The organism is Rhizobium sp. BR 315 (assembly GCF_050577975.1).
Taxonomy (GTDB): Bacteria; Pseudomonadota; Alphaproteobacteria; order Rhizobiales; family Rhizobiaceae; genus Rhizobium; species Rhizobium miluonense.
On the sequence record NZ_JARWKZ010000032.1, the window covers coordinates 24,859 to 42,830 of the forward strand.

General features: G+C 61.8%; 17 protein-coding genes. 14 read left to right on the forward strand and 3 right to left on the reverse strand.

All coding sequences use genetic code 11. The features are described 5' to 3' along the window. Window positions 1-72: 72 nt before the first annotated feature. The 4 genes from QD409_RS24255 to QD409_RS24270 are packed head-to-tail and all read left to right on the forward strand — an operon-like array spanning window position 73 to window position 4,928. On the forward strand, window positions 73-933 hold the full coding sequence (locus tag QD409_RS24255; protein ID WP_092854237.1) for a carbohydrate ABC transporter permease: 861 nt from the start codon (window positions 73-75) through the stop codon (window positions 931-933). After that, on the forward strand, window positions 930-1,766 hold the full coding sequence (locus tag QD409_RS24260; RefSeq protein ID WP_092854239.1) for a carbohydrate ABC transporter permease: 837 nt from the start codon (window positions 930-932) through the stop codon (window positions 1,764-1,766). Before QD409_RS24255 ends, QD409_RS24260 begins: the two co-directional genes overlap by 4 nt. Before the next feature lie 15 nt (window positions 1,767-1,781). Next, window positions 1,782-2,870, forward strand: coding sequence for an ABC transporter ATP-binding protein (locus QD409_RS24265; RefSeq protein ID WP_092854241.1), 1,089 nt, complete (start codon window positions 1,782-1,784; stop codon window positions 2,868-2,870). A gap of 54 nt (window positions 2,871-2,924) precedes the next feature. After that, window positions 2,925-4,928 carry an aldo/keto reductase gene (locus QD409_RS24270; protein WP_430763885.1) on the forward strand — a complete coding sequence of 668 codons (2,004 nt, stop codon included), beginning with the start codon at window positions 2,925-2,927 and terminating at the stop codon, window positions 4,926-4,928. Between the two features lie 107 nt (window positions 4,929-5,035). Here the strand turns inward: QD409_RS24270 and QD409_RS24275 are convergent, their stop codons facing one another. Continuing rightward, a complete protein-coding gene (locus tag QD409_RS24275) occupies window positions 5,036-5,569 on the reverse strand; it encodes a methylated-DNA--[protein]-cysteine S-methyltransferase (RefSeq protein WP_430763886.1) in 534 nt (177 codons plus the stop codon). Window positions 5,570-5,821: 252 nt separating this feature from the next. On the opposite strand from QD409_RS24275, the gene QD409_RS24280 reads away from it, so the two are divergent. After that, entirely contained in the window at window positions 5,822-6,157 is a 336-nt protein-coding gene (locus QD409_RS24280) for a DUF6665 family protein (protein ID WP_430763887.1), read from the forward strand. Between the two features lie 3 nt (window positions 6,158-6,160). Here the strand turns inward: QD409_RS24280 and QD409_RS24285 are convergent, their stop codons facing one another. Further along, window positions 6,161-7,363 carry an ROK family transcriptional regulator gene (locus tag QD409_RS24285; protein ID WP_430763888.1) on the reverse strand — a complete coding sequence of 401 codons (1,203 nt, stop codon included), beginning with the start codon at window positions 7,361-7,363 and terminating at the stop codon, window positions 6,161-6,163. Window positions 7,364-7,587: 224 nt separating this feature from the next. Between QD409_RS24285 and QD409_RS24290 the strand changes: the two genes are divergently transcribed. From QD409_RS24290 to QD409_RS24315, 6 genes are all read left to right on the forward strand, one after another. Next, a complete protein-coding gene (locus QD409_RS24290; protein ID WP_092854249.1) occupies window positions 7,588-8,826 on the forward strand; it encodes an extracellular solute-binding protein in 1,239 nt (412 codons plus the stop codon). Between the two features lie 183 nt (window positions 8,827-9,009). After that, entirely contained in the window at window positions 9,010-9,894 is an 885-nt protein-coding gene (locus QD409_RS24295; RefSeq protein ID WP_092854251.1) for a carbohydrate ABC transporter permease, read from the forward strand. Further along, window positions 9,894-10,739 carry a carbohydrate ABC transporter permease gene (locus QD409_RS24300; RefSeq protein WP_092854253.1) on the forward strand — a complete coding sequence of 282 codons (846 nt, stop codon included), beginning with the start codon at window positions 9,894-9,896 and terminating at the stop codon, window positions 10,737-10,739. The genes QD409_RS24295 and QD409_RS24300 overlap by 1 nt, the downstream gene beginning before the upstream one ends. Beyond that, window positions 10,736-11,758, forward strand: a complete 1,023-nt coding sequence (locus QD409_RS24305) for an SIS domain-containing protein (protein WP_430763889.1) — start codon at window positions 10,736-10,738, stop codon at window positions 11,756-11,758. Before QD409_RS24300 ends, QD409_RS24305 begins: the two co-directional genes overlap by 4 nt. Further along, window positions 11,759-12,688, forward strand: coding sequence for a PfkB family carbohydrate kinase (locus tag QD409_RS24310; protein WP_430763890.1), 930 nt, complete (start codon window positions 11,759-11,761; stop codon window positions 12,686-12,688). After that, window positions 12,685-13,749 carry an ABC transporter ATP-binding protein gene (locus QD409_RS24315; RefSeq protein ID WP_430763891.1) on the forward strand — a complete coding sequence of 355 codons (1,065 nt, stop codon included), beginning with the start codon at window positions 12,685-12,687 and terminating at the stop codon, window positions 13,747-13,749. The genes QD409_RS24310 and QD409_RS24315 overlap by 4 nt, the downstream gene beginning before the upstream one ends. 30 nt (window positions 13,750-13,779) lie before the next feature. Here QD409_RS24315 and QD409_RS24320 read toward each other — a convergent pair whose 3' ends face one another. After that, window positions 13,780-14,418: a class I SAM-dependent methyltransferase gene (locus QD409_RS24320; protein WP_430763892.1), complete on the reverse strand. Its 639-nt coding sequence runs from the start codon at window positions 14,416-14,418 to the stop codon at window positions 13,780-13,782. Between the two features lie 147 nt (window positions 14,419-14,565). On the opposite strand from QD409_RS24320, the gene QD409_RS24325 reads away from it, so the two are divergent. From QD409_RS24325 to QD409_RS24335, 3 genes are all read left to right on the forward strand, one after another. Then, on the forward strand, window positions 14,566-15,240 hold the full coding sequence (locus tag QD409_RS24325) for a response regulator transcription factor (RefSeq protein ID WP_430763893.1): 675 nt from the start codon (window positions 14,566-14,568) through the stop codon (window positions 15,238-15,240). Beyond that, complete coding sequence (locus QD409_RS24330) at window positions 15,237-16,616, forward strand: sensor histidine kinase (RefSeq protein ID WP_430763894.1); 1,380 nt, start codon at window positions 15,237-15,239, stop codon at window positions 16,614-16,616. Before QD409_RS24325 ends, QD409_RS24330 begins: the two co-directional genes overlap by 4 nt. Window positions 16,617-16,738: 122 nt before the next feature. Further along, window positions 16,739-17,941: a hypothetical protein gene (locus QD409_RS24335; RefSeq protein ID WP_430763895.1), complete on the forward strand. Its 1,203-nt coding sequence runs from the start codon at window positions 16,739-16,741 to the stop codon at window positions 17,939-17,941. Window positions 17,942-17,972: the final 31 nt, after the last annotated feature.

Below are 17,972 nucleotides of genomic sequence, written 5' to 3' on the forward strand. Positions count from 1 at the left end.
CCCGCCGCCCTCAGGGCGGCGGGGATGCGATGTCACGCATCATTTCACTGCGCATAAAGTGAGGAGGCTTTCATGCGGTTGCGAAACCGGAGCGCTTATGCGTTCCTTGCACCCTATCTTCTGGTGTTCGCCGCTTTCTGGGTCTGGCCGATCATTGATTCGTTCCTGATTTCGTTCCAGAACACCCGGGTTAATCCGTGGGTTTTCAATCTGTCGCTCAATTGGGGGCGCCTGTTCGGCGACCCGGCCTTCTACAACGCGCTGCAAAACACGCTGATCATCCTGATCGTCCAGGTCCCCGTCATGATCACGCTCGCCACGGTCATGGCGGTGCTGCTGAATTCACCGCTGTTGAAGGCCCGTGGCATTTTTCGCTTCGCTTTCTTCGCACCCGTCGTCGTTGGCGAGGTGGCGTATGCCGCTGTCTTCCGCCTGATGTTCAACGTCGATTTCGGCATCGTCAACAAACTGCTCGGTACGGTCGGCTTCGCACCGGTGTCGTGGTTCGCGGAATCGCATGCCGCCATGGTGCTCATCATCATCGCCGTCACCTGGCGCTGGGCGGGTTATAACGCCATCATCATCCTGTCCGGGCTGCAATCGATCCCCGAGGATGTTTACGAGGCTGCCACCCTCGACCGCGTCAACCGCTTCCAGCAGTTCATCCATATCACCCTGCCGCTGTTGAAGCCGATCATTCTGTTCTGCGTCGTCCTGTCCGTCATCGGCACCATGCAGCTCTTCACCGAACCATATCTGATCACAAACAGAGGTGGCCCCGGCGGCGGGACGGAGACGCTCGGCCTGCTGCTCTATCGCCAGGCCTTCCAGTCGACCAACTTCGGCTATGCCTCGGCGGTCGCCTACACGATGGCGGCGCTCGCGGTAGCCATCTCTCTCCTCAATCTCTGGGTGGGGCGCGAACCGAAATGAAATCGAAGTCCAAATCCAATCTGATCCGCTCGATCGCGCTGCACGGCCTGCTGGTGCCGCTCGCCATCATCTGGCTGTTTCCGCTCTGGATGATGTTCGTCTTCTCGACCATGCCCGATTACGGCATTTTCAGCCCTGGCATCATCCTGACACCGTCGACAGGTTTCATGGACAACGTCCGGAACCTGCAGGCCGACACTAACTTCATCGGTGCTATGACGATCTCCATTGTCGTTGCCGTCGTCTATACCTTCCTGTCGGTGCTGTTGACCTCAATGGCCGGATGGGCTCTGGCGCGCTACCAGTTCGCCGGCCGTTCGGGCGTCATCGGCATCATCCTCGGCACGATCACGCTACCCTACTCCGTCGTCGTCATCCCGCAGTTCATCATGGTGGCGCGCGATTTCGGGCTGGCCAATTCATGGGTCGCCCTGATCGTACCGCCACTATTCAACTCACTCGGCGTGCTGTTCATGCGCCAGGCCTTCTCGATGATGCCGGGCGAGCTCTTTGACGCCGCTCGCGTGGAGGGCGTCAAGGAATGGCAGATCTTCCTGCGCATCGCCCTGCCGCTCGCAAGGCCGACCATGGCGGCGCTCGCCATCATCCTGTTCCTGGCTTCCTGGAACAACTATCTCTGGCCACTGCTCATCAACTCCCGGCCGGGAATGATGACGGCACCCGTCGCGCTCGGGACGCTGATCGGCCTCACCAGGGTCTCCTGGGGCGGCATCATGGCCGGCGCCGTGATGCTGACAGCGCCGATCCTCGTCGTCTTCGTTCTCCTGCAACGCCACTTCATCGCCGGCATTGCTGCCGGCGCAGTCAAATAATTCCGGGAGATCCGTATGGCTGAACTATCCCTTACCAATATCGTCAAACGCTACGGTTCACTGGAAATCGTCCACGGCGCCAATCTCGACGTGAAGGATGGCGAGTTCGTCGTCTTCGTCGGCCCCTCGGGATGCGGCAAGTCCACGCTGCTGCGCATGATCGCCGGGCTGGAGGATATCTCCGGCGGCGAACTCAAGATCGGCGGCCGGGTGGTCAATGATATGGAACCGGCCGACCGCGGCATCGCCATGGTCTTCCAGTCCTATGCCCTGTATCCGCATCTGACGGTCGAGCAGAACCTCAATTTTGGCCTGCGCATGAACGGCAACCCCAAGGCCGATACCGACCGCCGCGTCAAACAAGCGGCCGAGATCCTGCAGATCACGGAGCTGATGCAGCGCCGGCCGAAGCAGCTCTCCGGCGGTCAGCGCCAGCGCGTTGCCATCGGCCGCGCCATCGTGCGCGAGCCGCAGATCTTCCTGTTCGACGAGCCGCTCTCCAACCTCGATGCCGAACTGCGCGTGCAGATGCGTGTCGAAATCTCACGCCTGCACAAGAAGCTCGGCACGACGATGATCTATGTCACGCACGATCAGACGGAAGCCATGACGCTTGCTGACAAGATCGTGGTGCTGCGCAGCGGCAATATCGAGCAGGTGGGCGCGCCGCTCGATCTCTATGACGACCCGGCCAACCAGTTCGTCGCCGGCTTCGTCGGCTCTCCGAAGATGAACTTCCTGCGCGCCGAAATCGTCGACAACCAGGCTGGTCGCATCGGAGTTGTCCTTCGCGACCAGCGTAACGTCGGCCTGTCGCTGCCGATCACGGCAGGCGGGGTCGAAATCGGCGAGCATGTGACGCTCGGCATTCGCCCCGAACATTTCCTCGAAGCCGGACGAGGCGATGCCGATTTGACCGTCGATGTCGATGTCGCCGAGCATCTCGGCAATACCAGCTACATCTACGCCAATATCGCCGGCGGCGAGCAGATCGTCATCGAACGCGAAGAGTCCCGCACCACGGGCAACAGCGACAAGCTCACCGTGGCGCTATCAGCGGCCAAGACATTCCTGTTCGACAGCGCCGGCAACCGATTGCGGTAGGCGTTGTCCTTATCCCTCCCAAGACAGCATGCAGATTTAGGAAAGGACCATATCATGACTACCGATACATCCATCCGCTGGGGCATCATCGGCCCCGGCCGGATCGCGCAGACTTTTGCCGATGGTATCGCTCATTCCCGCAGCGGCAAGCTGGTGGCTATCGCCAGCCGTAACCCCGACAAGCCGGGCCTTGGCGACGGCTTCCCGGGTGCGCGCATCGTCAACGGTTACGAGGCTCTGCTCGCCGACAAGGAAATCGACGCTGTTTATATCGCTACACCGCATACCGGCCATGCCGAATGGGCGATCAAGGCAATCCGCGCTAGCAAGCATGTGCTTGTCGAAAAGCCGATCGCGCTTTCTGCCTTCGATGCCGAGGCCATCTACTACGAAGCGAAGAAGGCTGGAGTTTTCGCCGGCGAAGCCTTCATGTATCGCGTCCACCCGCAGACGGCGAAGCTGATCGAGCTCATCAAGAGCGGCGCAATCGGCGATCTGCGCATCATCCGCTCCTCCTTCGGCTTCAACATGGGTACGGTAAAGGCAGAACACCGGTTGTTTGCCAATGACATGGCCGGCGGCGGCATTCTCGATGTCGGCGGCTATCCGGTTTCGATGGCGCGCCTGATCGCGGGCGCCGCCGACGGCAAGCCGTTCCTCGATCCCGACAAGGTGTCGGGCGTCGGCCATCTCGGCCAGACCGGCGTCGACGAATGGGCCTCCGCCGTCCTGAAATTCCCGAACGAGATCATCGCCGAAGTGTCCTGCTCGATCATGGCAAATCAGGACAACACGCTGCGCATCATCGGCTCGGAAGGCCGTATCGAAGTCGCGGACTTCTGGTTCGCCTCCGGCCACAAAGGCGGCGTCGGCAAGATCGAACTCATCAAGGGTGGCGAAACCCAGACCATCGAGGTCAAGGAGGAGCGCTGGCTCTATTCCTTCGAAGTCGATGCTGCGGGCGACGCCATCCGGGCTGGCAGCCAGGAATTCGGCTATCCCGGCATCGGCTGGGCGGATTCGATCGGCAATCTCAGGGTTCTCGATCAATGGCGAGCCTCGATCGGCCTCGAATATGGTGTCGAGAAGGCAACGCACCGGATGAAGAACATCGCCGGCGCGACCGTTATCAAGGGCAGCAGCATCCCGAAGCGCAGCATTCCGGGTATAACCAAGCCGGCATCGCTCGTCACCCTCGGCTTCGAGTTCTTCCCGAACTTCGCCGCCGCCTCGCTGACGCTGGACGCCTTTTATGAAGCCGGCGGCAATGCCTTCGACACGGCCTATGTCTATAGCGGTGGCAAGACGGAGAGCATCTTCGGCGATTGGCACACCAGCCGCAACGTGCCGCGCGAGGATATCGTCCTCATCGGCAAGGGCGCTCATTCGCCGCTTTGCTACCCTGACATGATCGCCAAACAGCTCGACCAGTCGCTTAACCGCCTGAAGACCGACTATGTCGATATCTACTTCATGCATCGCGACAATACCGGCGTTCCGGTCGGCGAATTCGTCGATGCCATGGATGCAGAGGTGAAGGCCGGCCGCATCCGCGGCATCTTCGGCGGCTCGAACTGGACGCGCGCCCGCTTCGACGAGGCAATCGCATATGCTGAGAAAAACGGCAAGACGGCGCCATCAGCACTTTCCAACAACTTCTCACTGGCGGAAATGCTCGATCCGATCTGGGCCGGATGCGTGGCGGCCTCCGACGATGAATGGAAGGCCTGGCTCAATGCCAAGCAGATCCCCAACTTCGCCTGGTCAAGCCAGGGCCGCGGCTTCTTCACCGACCGCGCCGGCCGCGACAAGCGCGATGACGAGGAATTGGTCCGCGTCTGGTATTCCGATCGCAATTTCGGCCGCCGCGACAGGGCGATCGAACTGGCGCAGAAACTCGGCCGCAACCCGATCCACATAGCGCTTGCCTATGTCGTCGCCCAGCCGTTCCCGGTCATCCCGCTGATCGGCCCGCGCACCGTCGCCGAACTGGAAGACAGCCTCTCGGCGCTAGACATCAAGCTGACGCCCGAACAGGTGAAGTGGCTCGAAGGCTGAAGCGAAGCGGCCTGCAGCTGAGCTTGAGCACATGAACAGGAACGGCCCACCCGGCATCTGGATGGGCCGTTTTCTTTATGGCTATGCCGACAACTGCCCCGGTATGATCAGGCGGCGAAATCGAAGGTCTTCGCCTCCGCTCCTTCGAGCCGCAGCAGATAGGCCTTGCGCTCGAGACCGCCCGCGAATCCGCGCAGTTCGCCGGTAGATCCGATAACCCGATGGCAAGGGGCGATGATCGAGATAGGATTACGGCCATTCGCGGCGCCGACAGCCCGCACCGCCTTCAGCGCGCCGATCTCAGTCGTAATCTGCCTGTAGGTGCGCGTCTCGCCGAAGGGAATGGCCAGCAATGCGCGCCAGACTTTTTTCTGAAACTCCGTTCCGGCAAAGTCGAGCGGCAAATCGAAGGCCTGTCGTTTGCCGGCGAAATATTCCAGAAGCTGTCGTTCGGCTTCCAGCAGGACCGGATGACTTTCGTCTTCGGCGACGATCGACAGCGGCACGCGGCCTGGCCGATCGTTGTCCCAGAGGATCGCGGCCAGGCCATCATCGCTGCCGACGAGCTTGAGCGTGCCAACGGGCGAGTTCATGATCCGATATACATAGTGCTTTCCGTCATATCCCGGAGCTTTGGTCATGCCGATATCCTTTCCTTGAATTGCGCTCTCTGTCTTGGGCAAGATTGCCTTCGTGAAGCGCTTGTGACCGCATAGGACCCGAAATACCCGGCTGCAGCCACCCGAAAAGAGACATTGGACGATGAAATCCGGCAGTTTCGAATGCGTGTGCCCCGGTTCGCGTTGAACGGATGCGGCATACTCACGCTTTGGAAACCGGCTGGAATTGTGTAAAACCGAGACAGGACAGATCATCACCATGCGGAGCCCGAGATGACAGTTCGCCCGCCGCGCGATTTCAACCCATCGGTAGTGACTGAGACCGGCCTCGGGATTCTCGAATACGAGATGATGTCGGAGCGCGCCAGTACGCTCGGCCATCACGGCCTGAAGGTAGAGGCGGCGCTTGCGGCGCTGCGAGACGGGGAGGCAAAGGGCAGGAAAGGCGTCGAGCACGAACGGTTGGTCGATACCGCAGCGGAGGCCGTCTGGGCGATGTTCATCCATCGTGAGATCTGCGGCCTGCGCAACGGGCGCGACGTCATTCAGCGCTATGACATCCCGAACAAGGTGCTCGCGCGCCTTGGCGCCAGCCCCCGTCATCCCTGACATTCAGGATTTCAGGATCGCCGAGAAACGCGGATCGAAAGCGTGGCCGATCGGTTCCACCGCCGCTCCGCGCGCCACAGCCCAAGGGTCGGTCATGCCGAGCTGCAGGCGCGGCAGAGGCCGGTCTGTGCGATCGGCATTGGACGGCAACAATGGCTGCATGGCGTCGATCAACCGCGTCGCGAGAGCCGCCGGCGCTCCGCCGCATAGAATCACAGTCTGCGGATCGAAGACGGTTTCGATGAGATGCACGGCCCAGCGCAGGTCGATCGCCGCCTTTTCGATCCAGGCGACGATCTCCGGATCGTCGGCGGCTGCGCGCTTGTCGATCAGCGAATAGATGTCAGGCGCCATCGGATCGACACCCAGATGCTCATAAAGCGAGGCAAGCGAGGCGCGATGTTCGAGCTGCGTCAGCCTGCCGCCAGCCGTGAGCAGCGCCATACCGATTTCGCCGGCATTGCCACGGGCGCCGCTATAAAGTTCGCCACCAAGGATCAGCCCGGCGCCAATACCATAGCCGACATAGAGACAGACCGCGTGATCGAGCCCGTGGGCAGCGCCAACCATGCGCTCGGCGGTTGCGCAGGCAGCGGCGTCGTTCTGCAGCGTGACGTTGAGGCCAGTGCCGGCGGCTAGCGTCTCCAGCAGGGGAAAGCGCTGCCAGGGACCCATCATCCAGGGATTGTCGTCTGTATCCTGTTCGATGCCGAATGGGCCCGGCATCGCAACGCCGAGCCCGACGAGGCGCTTCTCCGCCTGCGCGGTACGCTGTTTGAGTTCGCTGCGGACGCTCTCTACGAGCTGCAGCACCACAGGGGTGCCGGTAGCAGGCCCGCCGGCCGGCAGGTTCGCCTCCTTGCGGATCAGCACATTACCGACGAGATCCACGGCGATGGCACGGGTGATATGACGGTCGATCTGCAGGCCGATCGCGAAGGCGCCTTCCGGCACCAGGCCGTAGGGCGTGGAAGGTTGGCCCCTGCCTCGCCGCACCGTTTCCCTTGAGATGACCAGCCCGTCGTTTTCCAACTCCTCCATGATGTTGGAAACCGTCTGCTTCGTCAGGCGTGTGGCTCGCGCCAAGTCTGCGCGAGAAAGTGCACCATTCAATCGCAGGGCATCGATGATCACCCGCCGGTTATGGGCGCTGGTGCCTTCGTGGTTCGTTCCGCTCGTGGCCCTGATCGGGCGAATATCGTTCATCTGTTTTTGCCTCTTGACACAAATAGAATATTGAAGAACAAATTAGTCAAGACAATTGACTTAAAAGAAACCACAGAGTTTCATGAGGGAACGCAGGGGCTTTCGGGCTCCGAAGACGCTCCGATCAAGGCCGGCGGCCCAGCCGGCTGCCTGTTCGACACCCGATGGCGACATCCAGCCGCCGTTGGAAAAATCGCGTGACTGTCAAAAAACTGGAGGATGGAATGTTGAAATCATTGAACAAGACATTGCTCGGGGCAACGCTGATCGGCGTAACCTTCGCCTCGCATGCCTTCGCCGAAACGACGATCAATGCCCTCTTCATGGCGCAGGCTGCCTATAGCGAAGCCGATGTCCGCGCGATGACGGATGCCTTCACCAAGGCCAATCCGGACGTGAAGGTCAATCTCGAATTCGTTCCCTATGAGGGCCTTCACGACAAGACCGTGCTGGCGCAGGGTTCCGGCGGCGGCTACGACGTGGTGCTGTTTGACGTGATCTGGCCGGCCGAATACGCGACCAACAAGGTTCTTGTCGACGTGTCCTCGCGCATCTCCGACGACACGAAGAAGAGCGTGCTCCCCGGCGCCTGGACGACGGTCCAGTATGACGGCAAGTATTATGGCATGCCGTGGATCCTCGACACCAAGTACCTGTTCTACAACAAGGAACTCCTGGAAAAGGCCGGCATCAAGACGCCGCCAAAGACCTGGGACGAACTGAACGAGCAGGCGAAGACCATCAAGGACAAGGGCCTTCTCGCGACCCCGATCGCCTGGAGTTGGTCGCAGGCCGAAGCCGCGATCTGCGATTATGCCACACTCGTCAGCGCCTATAAGGGCGACTTCATCAAGGACGGCAAACCGAATTTCCAGACCGGCGGCGGCCTCGATGCCCTGAAATACATGGTATCCAGCTACAAGTCCGGCCTCACCAATCCGAACTCCAAGGAATTCCTCGAGGAGGATGTCCGCAAGGTCTTCGAAAACGGTGACGCCGCCTTCGCGCTGAACTGGACCTACATGTACAACATGGCCAACGACCCGAAGGACAGCAAGGTTGCCGGCAAGGTCGGCGTCGTGCCGGCACCGGGCGTCGCCGGCAAGAGCGAGGCTTCGGCCGTCAACGGCTCGATGGGCCTCGGCATCACCTCTGCCAGCAAGCATCCGGATGAAGCCTGGAAGTACATCAGCTACATGACCTCGCAGGCAACGCAGAACCAGTATGCCAAGCTCAGCCTGCCGATCTGGGCATCGTCCTACGGCGATCCGGCGGTGACAAAGGGCCAGGAAGAACTGATCGCGGCCGCAAAGGTGGGCCTCGCCGCCATGTATCCGCGTCCGACGACGCCGAAATATCAGGAACTGTCGACAGCACTTCAGCAGGCGATCCAGGAATCGTTGCTCGGCCAGTCTTCGCCGGAAGATGCACTGAAGTCGGCTGCCCAAAACAGCGGTCTCTGATAGTCTTACCGGGCGGCGCTAGAGCGGATGATTTTAGATCTATTCGACCTAGAATCTGAATCCGGTCTAGCATCGGAAAAAGAGAGCATGATGTCGACCGAAAACCGATCACACTTTTCGGCATCATGCTCTAATCGCTGCCCGCCTCTTACCCTCCATGACGAATGAAAGAAGGGGCCTGCCATGTCCGGCACCTCGATGACTACTCGCGCCTGGTTTTTGATGTTGCCGCTGCTTGTGGTGATGGTCGCCGTCATCGGCTGGCCTCTCGTCGATACGGTCGGCCTTTCATTCACGGATGCAAAGCTTGTGGGAACCGGCGGCAATTTCGTCGGCATCGACAATTACGCAAAGATGCTGACGAACTCCAACTTCCAACGGACTCTGATCACCACAGCCTGGTTCGCGATCGTCTCCGTTGCCGCCGAAATGATACTCGGCGTGCTTGCCGCACTGCTGCTGAACCAGGAGTTCAAGGGCCGCGGTGTGTTGCGCGCGCTGATGATCCTGCCTTGGGCGCTACCAACAGTTGTCAATGCCACATTGTGGCGGCTGATCTACAATCCGGAATACGGTGCTCTCAACGCAGCCCTCACCCAGCTCGGCCTGCTCGACGCCTACCGCTCCTGGCTCGGCGAACCGGGAACGGCGCTGACGGCGCTCATCGTCGCCGATTGCTGGAAGAATTTTCCGCTCGTCGCGCTGATCGCGCTTGCCGCGCTCCAGGCCGTGCCGCGCGACATCACCGCCGCATCGCTCGTGGACGGCGCGGGACCCTTCAAGCGTTTCCGCTTCGTGATCCTTCCCTATCTCGTGGGACCGCTGATGGTGGCGCTGGTGTTGCGTACCATCGAGGCCTTCAAGGTCTTCGACATCATCTGGGTCATGACGCGCGGCGGCCCGGCAAACAGCACGCGCACGCTGTCCATCCTCGTCTATCAGGAGGCCTTCTCCTTCCAGCGAGCGGGATCCGGCGCGTCGCTCGCCCTTATCGTCACGCTCTTGGTCACGGTGCTTGCCGCCGCCTATGCCGCCCTTGTCCGCAAAACCACAGGGAGTGCAACCTGATGGAACGCAAGAGCCTGCTCTTTACCTGCTTCATCTATGTCTGCGCCATCCTGCTCGCCGTCATCATCCTGGCGCCGATCGCCTGGCTCTTCATCATGAGCATTTCGCCGGCTGCCGATCTTGCCGCCAAGCCCCTGCGCTGGTGGCCGCAGACGGCCGACTTCTCGCGCTACAAGGTGCTGCTGTCGACGCTGGAAAACAGCGAGGGCGCCGCCTTTACCTCGTCGCTGCGCAACAGTATCGAAGTGGCGGGCATGGCGACCATCGCCGCGATCGCCCTCGCCATCCCGGCCGGCTGGGCCGTGTCGCGCACGCCGTCTGTGGGATGGTCGCTCTCCATGGTGATCGCCACCTATATGCTGCCGCCGGTGGCGCTGGCCGTGCCGCTCTATATGGGTCTTGCCTATCTCGGCCTGCTCAACAACGTCTTCGGCCTAGCACTCGTCTATCTGACGATCCTGGCGCCGTTTACGACCTGGCTGATGAAATCCGGCTTCGATTCCATCCCGAAGGAGATCGAGGCGGCCGCGATGATCGATGGCGCCGGGCTGTTCCAGACGCTGAAGATCATCACGCTGCCGCTTGCCATGCCGGTCATGGCGACCTCCGCTCTCTTCGCCTTCCTGCTTGCCTGGGATGAATTCTTCTATGCGCTGCTCTTCACTTCCGACCAGCGCGCAAAGACCCTCACCGTCGCCATTGCGGATCTCGCCGGCGGCCGTGTCTCGGATTATGGACTGATCGCGACTGCCGGCGTGCTGGCCGCCCTGCCCCCGGTGCTGATCGGCCTTGTCATGCAACGCGCCCTGATCTCCGGGCTGACCAATGGCGGCGTCAAGGGATGAAGATGACCACAGAGAAAACCCGCCCCGAAGGCCTTGCCGCCATCGACCGTGAAATGGCCCGCCAGCATGCCGATGCGATTGCTTCCTTCGAGGCTGCTACCGACATGGCCACCAAGGCCGCCGCTTCGCTGAAGCGCACCGGCAGGCTGCTGTTGATCGGCATGGGCGGCTCCCACGCCGTCAACCGCGCCGTCGAGCCGCTTTACCGCGCGGCCGGCATCGATGCGATCGCCTTGCCACTCTCCGAACAGCTCGGCCAGCCGCTGTCGCTGGATGGGCGCACGATCTTCGTAACCTCGCAGTCCGGCGAAAGCGCCGAAGTGCTGCGCTGGTTCGACGAGACCAGCGGCAACAGCGAGGCCTTCGGCCTGACGCTGGAAGGCAGCTCCTTCCTCGCCAGGACGGCTCCTTCGCTGGTTGGCGCCGGCGGCACCGAGCTTGCCTTTGCCGCAACCCGCAGCCTCACCGTGAGCTTCGCGCTGCATCTGGCGATCTTCGCCGCCCTCGGGCAGGATCCGGCGCGTGCCTTGGCCGTGCTTCGTGCGCCTGAGACGATAGACATCGGGCCGGCGCTTTCGGCTCTTGCCGATGTTGCCACCGTCGTTACCTCCGGCCGTCGCCTGCAGGGCGTAGCCGAAGCGCTGGCGCTTGGCCTCACCGAACTGTCGCGCCGCCCCTGCTTTTCGCTCGAAGGCGGACAGCTACGGCATGGGCCGATGGAAATGCTCGGCCCCTCGATCGGCGTCGTGCTTTTCCGCGGCAATGACGCGACAGCCAGCCTCGTGACGGCCATGGCCGTTTCAGCCGTTGAGACGGGTGCACCTGTGATCATCTTCGACGGCTCGCAGGAAGCGCCCGTTGCCGGCTGCGTCACGCTTCGTTTCAAGCCGGAAGCCGGTCTTGCCGCCATCTTCCAGATGCTGCCTGTGGCGCAGTTGCTAATGATCGCTTTTGCCGACGAGCGGGTGGAGAATGCCGGTACGCCGGTGCGCACCACCAAGATCACCCGGAGCGAGTGAATGAAGCCGCTTGCAGTCATCGGCAACGTCAATATCGATCTGATCCTCGGGCCAGCCGCACCTTGGCCGAAGGCCGGCACCGAGATCATCGTCGATCATGACGAGCTGCGCGTCGGCGGCCAGGCCGGCAATAGCGCGCTTGCCTGGGAAGGCCTCGGAGTCGATTACGAAATCGCCGCCAATGTCGGCAGCGACCAGTTCGGACGCTGGCTCACCGAGGCATTCGGCGCCCGCAGCAGCAAGTGGCCGGTGCGTCCAGAGGGCACGACGCTCTCGGTCGGTATCACCCATCCCGATGGCGAGCGCACCTTCTTCACCACGCGCGGCCACCTGCCGCGGTTCAACTTCGCCGACGTTCTTGCTGTGCTTGACGGCAATAACCTCGCAGGCGGCTATGCACTGCTCTGCGGCGCCTTCCTGACCGACGATCTCACGCAGGATTACGATGCCCTATTCGACTGGACCGACAAGCATCGGATTGCGGTTGCTCTCGATACCGGCTGGCCGCTCGATGGCTGGATTGAGGCGAATTGCGATGCGGTCAGGCACTGGCTTTCCCGCTGTGGTATCGCGCTCATCAACGAGGTCGAAACGACGACGCTTGCCGGCATGGGCGATCCTGCCGAAGCGGCCCGCGCGCTCCACGCGCTGATGCCGGCTGGTGCCATCTTTGTTGTCAAGCGCGGTCCGGATGGAGCCATCGCCATCGACGCCGACGGCAAGCTCGTTTCGGTCGCAGCGCCACGCGTCACGGTCGTCGATACGATCGGCGCCGGCGATGTCTTCAATGCCGGCTTCCTGGCTGCCCTTGCCCGCGGCGAGCCGCTTGCCAACTGCCTTTCGGCCGGGACTGCGGTCGCTTCCCGGGCCATTTCCACTCTGCCGCGCAGCTACGGCCCGGCCAAAGCATCCGAGGAGGCCGTTCGATGAGCGCGCTCGAAATCCAGAACATCCGCAAGAGCTACAGCGCAGTGGAGACGCTGAAGGGCATCGACATCTCGCTCGAAAGCGGCGAGTTCCTGGTGCTGCTCGGCTCGTCGGGCTGCGGCAAGTCCACGCTCTTGAACATCATCGCCGGGCTGGCCGAAGCAACCAGCGGCGATATCCGCATCGGCGATCGCTCCGTGCTCGGCGTGCATCCCAAGGACCGCGACATCGCCATGGTGTTCCAGTCCTATGCACTCTATCCAAACCTCACGGTCCATCGCAACATCGGCTTCGGCCTCGAGATGCGCAAAGTGCCCAAGGCCGAGCGGGACGAGGCTGTGCGCGAGGCGGCAAAGTTATTGCAGATCGAACCGCTGCTGGAGCGCAAGCCAAGCCAGCTTTCCGGCGGCCAGCGCCAGCGCGTGGCGATCGGCCGGGCACTGGTGCGCAAGCCGGAGGTTTTCCTATTCGACGAACCGCTGTCGAACCTCGATGCGAAGCTGCGCATGGAGATGCGCACCGAGCTGAAACGTCTCCACCAGATGCTGAAGACCACCGTCGTCTATGTGACCCACGACCAGATCGAGGCGATGACGCTTGCAACCCGCATCGCCGTGATGCGCGACGGCCGGATCGAGCAGCTCGGCACGCCGGACGAGATCTACAATCATCCGGCAACGCTTTATGTCGCGACCTTCGTCGGCGCACCGCCGATGAATCTGCTGAACGCCACCGCCGATCAGGGCGCGCTTCGCATCGACGGGACCTCGATCACGCTGCCCCTGCCTTCGACAAAAGCGGAGATCAAGCAAGGGCAGGAGCTGGTGGTCGGCATCAGGCCGGAAACGCTTTACCTCGACGAGCAGGGCCAGCTTGAGGCCGTTTGCGAAGTGGCGGAGCTGACAGGCCCGGAACTGATCGTAACGGCGCATACGGGTTCGCAGCGGCTGATGGCCTGCCTGCCACCGCGCACGGCCATTGCCGAGGGACAGACGCTGAAACTCGGCTTCGACGCCAATGCGCTGCATCTCTTCGACCGCGCCACCGGCCGGCGTTGCGAATGAGCCTACAGTGCTTCAAGGATGATCGTCCATTCAACGGCTCAAAGCATCGGACTGGCGGCGCGATGCGCCGTTTGCAATCCGGCGTTCGCGCATCTCGTTCGGCCAACTCGGCGCACGCGTTATCCGGTAGACCGAAGCCGGCGGCAGGTTGAAGAGGGTTCCTCCTATTCTCTCCGACTGCAGGCCCAGGAAATTCATGACACTTTTCGACACCGGACAGCGAGGGCCATAGGTGAACTGATAAAAAGCACCCGTCGGCCCGAGGCAGCGAAATGCGCCTTGCATGATCTTCACGACCACGCCCGTCGGCATGGACAACACGCCGAGACCGCTCAGGACGGCGCCGGCGCTATCCTCCCGCATGTCGGCGGATGCGGAAAGATCGGCGGCGTTCATCTGCAGCACACGGGCCGAGGGAAAGCGGTGCTTCAGCAGCAGGGCAAAGTCCGGATTGAGCTCGACCAGGGTCAGATTGTGTTCCGCCACGCCGCGATTGCGCAACGCATTGGTGAACACGCCGGTGCCGGGACCGAGCTCGATCACCGGTCCGGTCGCAGGTGTAATCTCGCTGGTCATCAGTCTTGCAAGAGCACGGCCCGAGGGCGCAACGGCTGCCGTGCGAAGAGGCGCCATGGCCCATTGGCGCAGGAAAAACAGGCTATCTTTCATAATATCGGTTCATCCCTTGTCGGTTGATTGTGTCCCACAAGGGTCTGGGCGGATCGTCTGACGCCTGCATTGCTTCGAAACGTCATGTTGTCGCAATGTGGCACGGGCAGGAAGCGCTCCGGAATATACGGCGAAGGGACATGATCGATGCGGCTCCTTGTGGTGGAAGACGAGCCGGAAATGGCGGGGGCCCTGCAGTCGGCGCTGCGGCGGCACGACATGATCACCGATCATGCCGACAGTCTCGCAATCGCCACGGAGATGATCCTAGCGGGTTCCTATGATGCGATCATCCTCGACCGCGGCCTTCCGGACGGCGACGGGCTGTCGTTGATCCCGAAAATAAGACAGCACAGGGCGAGCATTCCGGTGATCGTGCTGACGGCACGCGGGCGGCTTGCCGAGCGCATCACCGGCCTTGACAGCGGAGCCGACGATTATCTGGCCAAGCCTTTCGCTTTCGAGGAACTCCTTGCGCGGCTGCGCGCCGTAATGCGCCGGCCCGATCATATCAGCCCGATGTCCGTCAAGCTTGGACGCCTCTCTCTCGATCTGGATCATCGCGAGGCAAGGGTTGAAGACATGCGCTTCGATCTGCCGAGGCGCGAGCTTCTCGTGCTCGAAGCGCTGATGCGGCGCGCCGGCCGGATGGTGCCACGCGAAATCCTGATGGAATCGGTCTTTGGCATGAGCGACGAGGTTCAGTCCAACACGCTCGACAGCCATATCTCGCGGCTGCGGCGCAAGCTTGCCGATGCGGATGCGGGCGTCACCATCAACGGCGTGCGCGGCGTCGGCTACATGCTGATGGAGCAGATATGAAGAAGGCGACCGGACGCTCGCTCAAATGGCAACTGATCCGGCGATTGCTCATCCTCCAGAGCCTGATCCTCTTTCTCGTTCTCGGAATCATGTTTTTCAGAGGCGATCTCTTCGCTTTCCGCTCGATGGATCGAACCATAGAAGCCCTCCGCTATGCCGTTCAGCGCGATGCCTCCGGTGCATTGCAGCTTCGCGATACGCCGGAGCTGATGGCGCTGAGATCAGCCGAGCCCGCTCTCTGGTTCGTCATACGCGATACCCAGGGGATGCAGATCTCCGAAGGGCCTGTGCCCGCGATCTTCAACCGCATCAGCGACGTGCTGCCGGGCATCGGCCAGGCCCGCTTCGGATCGACGGTCGACCGCGCCGCCATGGACCGGCCGGAGGCGCGCATGCGAACGGTCTACACCCCGGCGGGCGAGATGCAGATCCTGACGGGAACGGAAGGCAGGGCACCGCCGACGATCGTGGCGCTCGGGCTTCTGCTCGTGTTCCTCAAGATCGGTCTGCCGATCATGATCGTCATTGTCCTTGGCATCCTGGTCGCGACACCCCTCGTCGTGCGCGGCGCGGTGGCCGGCATCGCGAAAGCGGAGGAACAGGCCGCTCTCATCGATATCGGCCAACGCGGCGTCCGGCTGGAAACCGCAGGCACGCCACCCGAGATCGCATCGCTCATTCGCGCCGTCAATGAAGCCCTTAGCCGGCTGGACGACGGCTACGAACGGCATCAGCAGTTCCTCGCGGATGCCGCGCACGAGCTCAGGACTCCGATCGCCATTCTCGGCATTCGCATCGCCGCGCTGCCGCCCATACCTGAGCGCTTGCAACTGATTACCGATGTGGCGCGGCTGACGACCTTGACCGAGCAATTGCTGGATATCGAGCGGCTTGGTCGGGACATTGCCGATTTCAAACCTGTCTCGCTGCTGGACCTCGGCAAGCGCGTGGTGAGCGACATGGCGCCGCTCGCCTTTCCGGCCGGCTACGCGCTTGACCTGATCCATCATGGACCCGACAGCCTTGTTCAAGGCGACGAGGCGGCACTTGGGCGGGCGCTGGCAAGCCTTATCCAGAACGCCATCGATCACGGCGGCGGCCGCGGGACGATCAATGTTCACATCGCCCCCGGCATCATGGAAGTGTGCGACGATGGCCCCGGCATTCCGGCGGTGGAACGCGACCGCATCTTTGAACCCTTCTACCGGTTGAAGCCACGCTCGCGCGGAACGGGCCTGGGACTTCATCTCGTCAGGCAGATCGCTGAGCTGCATGGCGGCAACGTCAAAGCCGGCGCCAGCCGGACGGGCGGCGCGCGATTGACCATAAATCTGGCTTCGGCCGGCCTTACGATTTCGCCGGCGACGGCCAGCTAGCCCCGCTTATCCCCAGCCCTCTTCTGCAATCTCCGGCTATCCCGGATAATTTCGATGTCCGTAATGTTACCGCAAGGCAGCGCACCGAACCTGATGAACGAAACGATCATCGGGAAAGAACCGTGCTTCAACGACTTCAACGCAATGCACGATGGCCTTTCGTCGGGCTGCAGCTCAGCAACGTGGCTCTAAATTTCAGCCATGCCTTCTCGACGGTGCTCTATCCCTGGATCATGTACGACCTGACCGGCAGCGTGGTATTCATGGCGCTGATGGTGTTCATCAACGGCATCGTGCTTCTGGTCGGCATGGTCTTCGGCGGCTATGTGGCCGAGCTGCTCGGTGTCCGCTATACGGCCCTCATCTCCGCCAAAGTTGGAGCGCTGACGTCATTGCTCATTGCCGCACTCTATACCGCCGATTCCCTCAGCCCGGGTATACTCATCCTTTTTGGCCTTCTGAGCACAATGCTCGATGGCCCGGCGACGGTTGCCACCGAGGCGAAAGTTCCGGAAATCGCCCGGCTTTCGGGGCTGTCGCTCACGGATGCCAATTCCATCGACGATACGATCGACGGTTTTGTCCTTCTTACGGCTTCGGCCGCCAGCGCCTTCATCGTTGCCACCATGGGCTCGAAGGACGCTGCCTGGTGGATCGCGATCTGCAACTTTGCCGCCATGACGCTGCTGTCCCTCAGCCTGCCGAAATTCCGGCTGCGGCCGGCACCGCGATTCCAGGATATCATCGTTGCGGTCAGGCAGTTTCGCGGTTCGGCCGTCTCGTTGCCGCTTGCCCTCTGCGCCAGCGCAGCGCTCGGCTTTTTCATGACGCTGCAGATTTTCCTCGTACCGGCCGCCTTGCGGCTGCAGGGCGTATCCGTGGCCTGGCTCGGCATTTTTCTCGCAGCATCGGCGACGGGCACGATCATGATGAACCTGTATCTGGCCTCCCGTCCGAGCGCGCTCCTGCCATCTTCCATTGTTGCCAGAGCTTTTCTCGGACTGGCGCTCGCAACGGGGCTGATGTGGGTCGAGGTCTCGCCATTGACCATGATGCTCGCCGGTCTTGTTGCAGGATTGGCGAATGGCTGGCTTTCGCCCGCCTTCGTCGCGGTCCTTCAAGTCAAAACGTCTCGCGGCAGCCGGCCCTATGTCATGGGACTTTCCTGTTCCGTCATTCTGTTGTTTCTGCCGCTCGAATACATGCTGACCGGCGCCTCGATCGGCCTCACCTCATTTCGCACGACCTGTACCCTTCTGGTGTTCCTGCTATCGCTAGCGGCCGCGGTCAGCTCGGCATGGCTGGAAGCCATCGAGAACGATTAGCCGGGACAGACCCGCATACAGCCGACAATGC

Bases quoted from the DNA above. Each gene is read 5' to 3' on its own strand.
- QD409_RS24265 (WP_092854241.1), top strand. From the start codon at position 1,782: ATGGCTGAACTATCCCTTACCAATATCGTCAAACGCTACGGTTCACTG.
- QD409_RS24305 (WP_430763889.1), top strand. From the start codon at position 10,736: ATGAAGATGACCACAGAGAAAACCCGCCCCGAAGGCCTTGCCGCCATC.
- QD409_RS24295 (WP_092854251.1), top strand. From the start codon at position 9,010: ATGTCCGGCACCTCGATGACTACTCGCGCCTGGTTTTTGATGTTGCCG.
- QD409_RS24255 (WP_092854237.1), top strand. From the start codon at position 73: ATGCGGTTGCGAAACCGGAGCGCTTATGCGTTCCTTGCACCCTATCTT.
- QD409_RS24300 (WP_092854253.1), top strand. From the start codon at position 9,894: ATGGAACGCAAGAGCCTGCTCTTTACCTGCTTCATCTATGTCTGCGCC.
- QD409_RS24260 (WP_092854239.1), top strand. From the start codon at position 930: ATGAAATCGAAGTCCAAATCCAATCTGATCCGCTCGATCGCGCTGCAC.
- QD409_RS24315 (WP_430763891.1), top strand. From the start codon at position 12,685: ATGAGCGCGCTCGAAATCCAGAACATCCGCAAGAGCTACAGCGCAGTG.
- QD409_RS24280 (WP_430763887.1), top strand. From the start codon at position 5,822: ATGACAGTTCGCCCGCCGCGCGATTTCAACCCATCGGTAGTGACTGAG.
- QD409_RS24310 (WP_430763890.1), top strand. From the start codon at position 11,759: ATGAAGCCGCTTGCAGTCATCGGCAACGTCAATATCGATCTGATCCTC.
- QD409_RS24325 (WP_430763893.1), top strand. From the start codon at position 14,566: ATGCGGCTCCTTGTGGTGGAAGACGAGCCGGAAATGGCGGGGGCCCTG.
- QD409_RS24320 (WP_430763892.1), bottom strand. From the start codon at position 14,418: ATGAAAGATAGCCTGTTTTTCCTGCGCCAATGGGCCATGGCGCCTCTT.
- QD409_RS24290 (WP_092854249.1), top strand. From the start codon at position 7,588: ATGTTGAAATCATTGAACAAGACATTGCTCGGGGCAACGCTGATCGGC.
- QD409_RS24275 (WP_430763886.1), bottom strand. From the start codon at position 5,569: ATGACCAAAGCTCCGGGATATGACGGAAAGCACTATGTATATCGGATC.
- QD409_RS24285 (WP_430763888.1), bottom strand. From the start codon at position 7,363: ATGAACGATATTCGCCCGATCAGGGCCACGAGCGGAACGAACCACGAA.
- QD409_RS24330 (WP_430763894.1), top strand. From the start codon at position 15,237: ATGAAGAAGGCGACCGGACGCTCGCTCAAATGGCAACTGATCCGGCGA.
- QD409_RS24270 (WP_430763885.1), top strand. From the start codon at position 2,925: ATGACTACCGATACATCCATCCGCTGGGGCATCATCGGCCCCGGCCGG.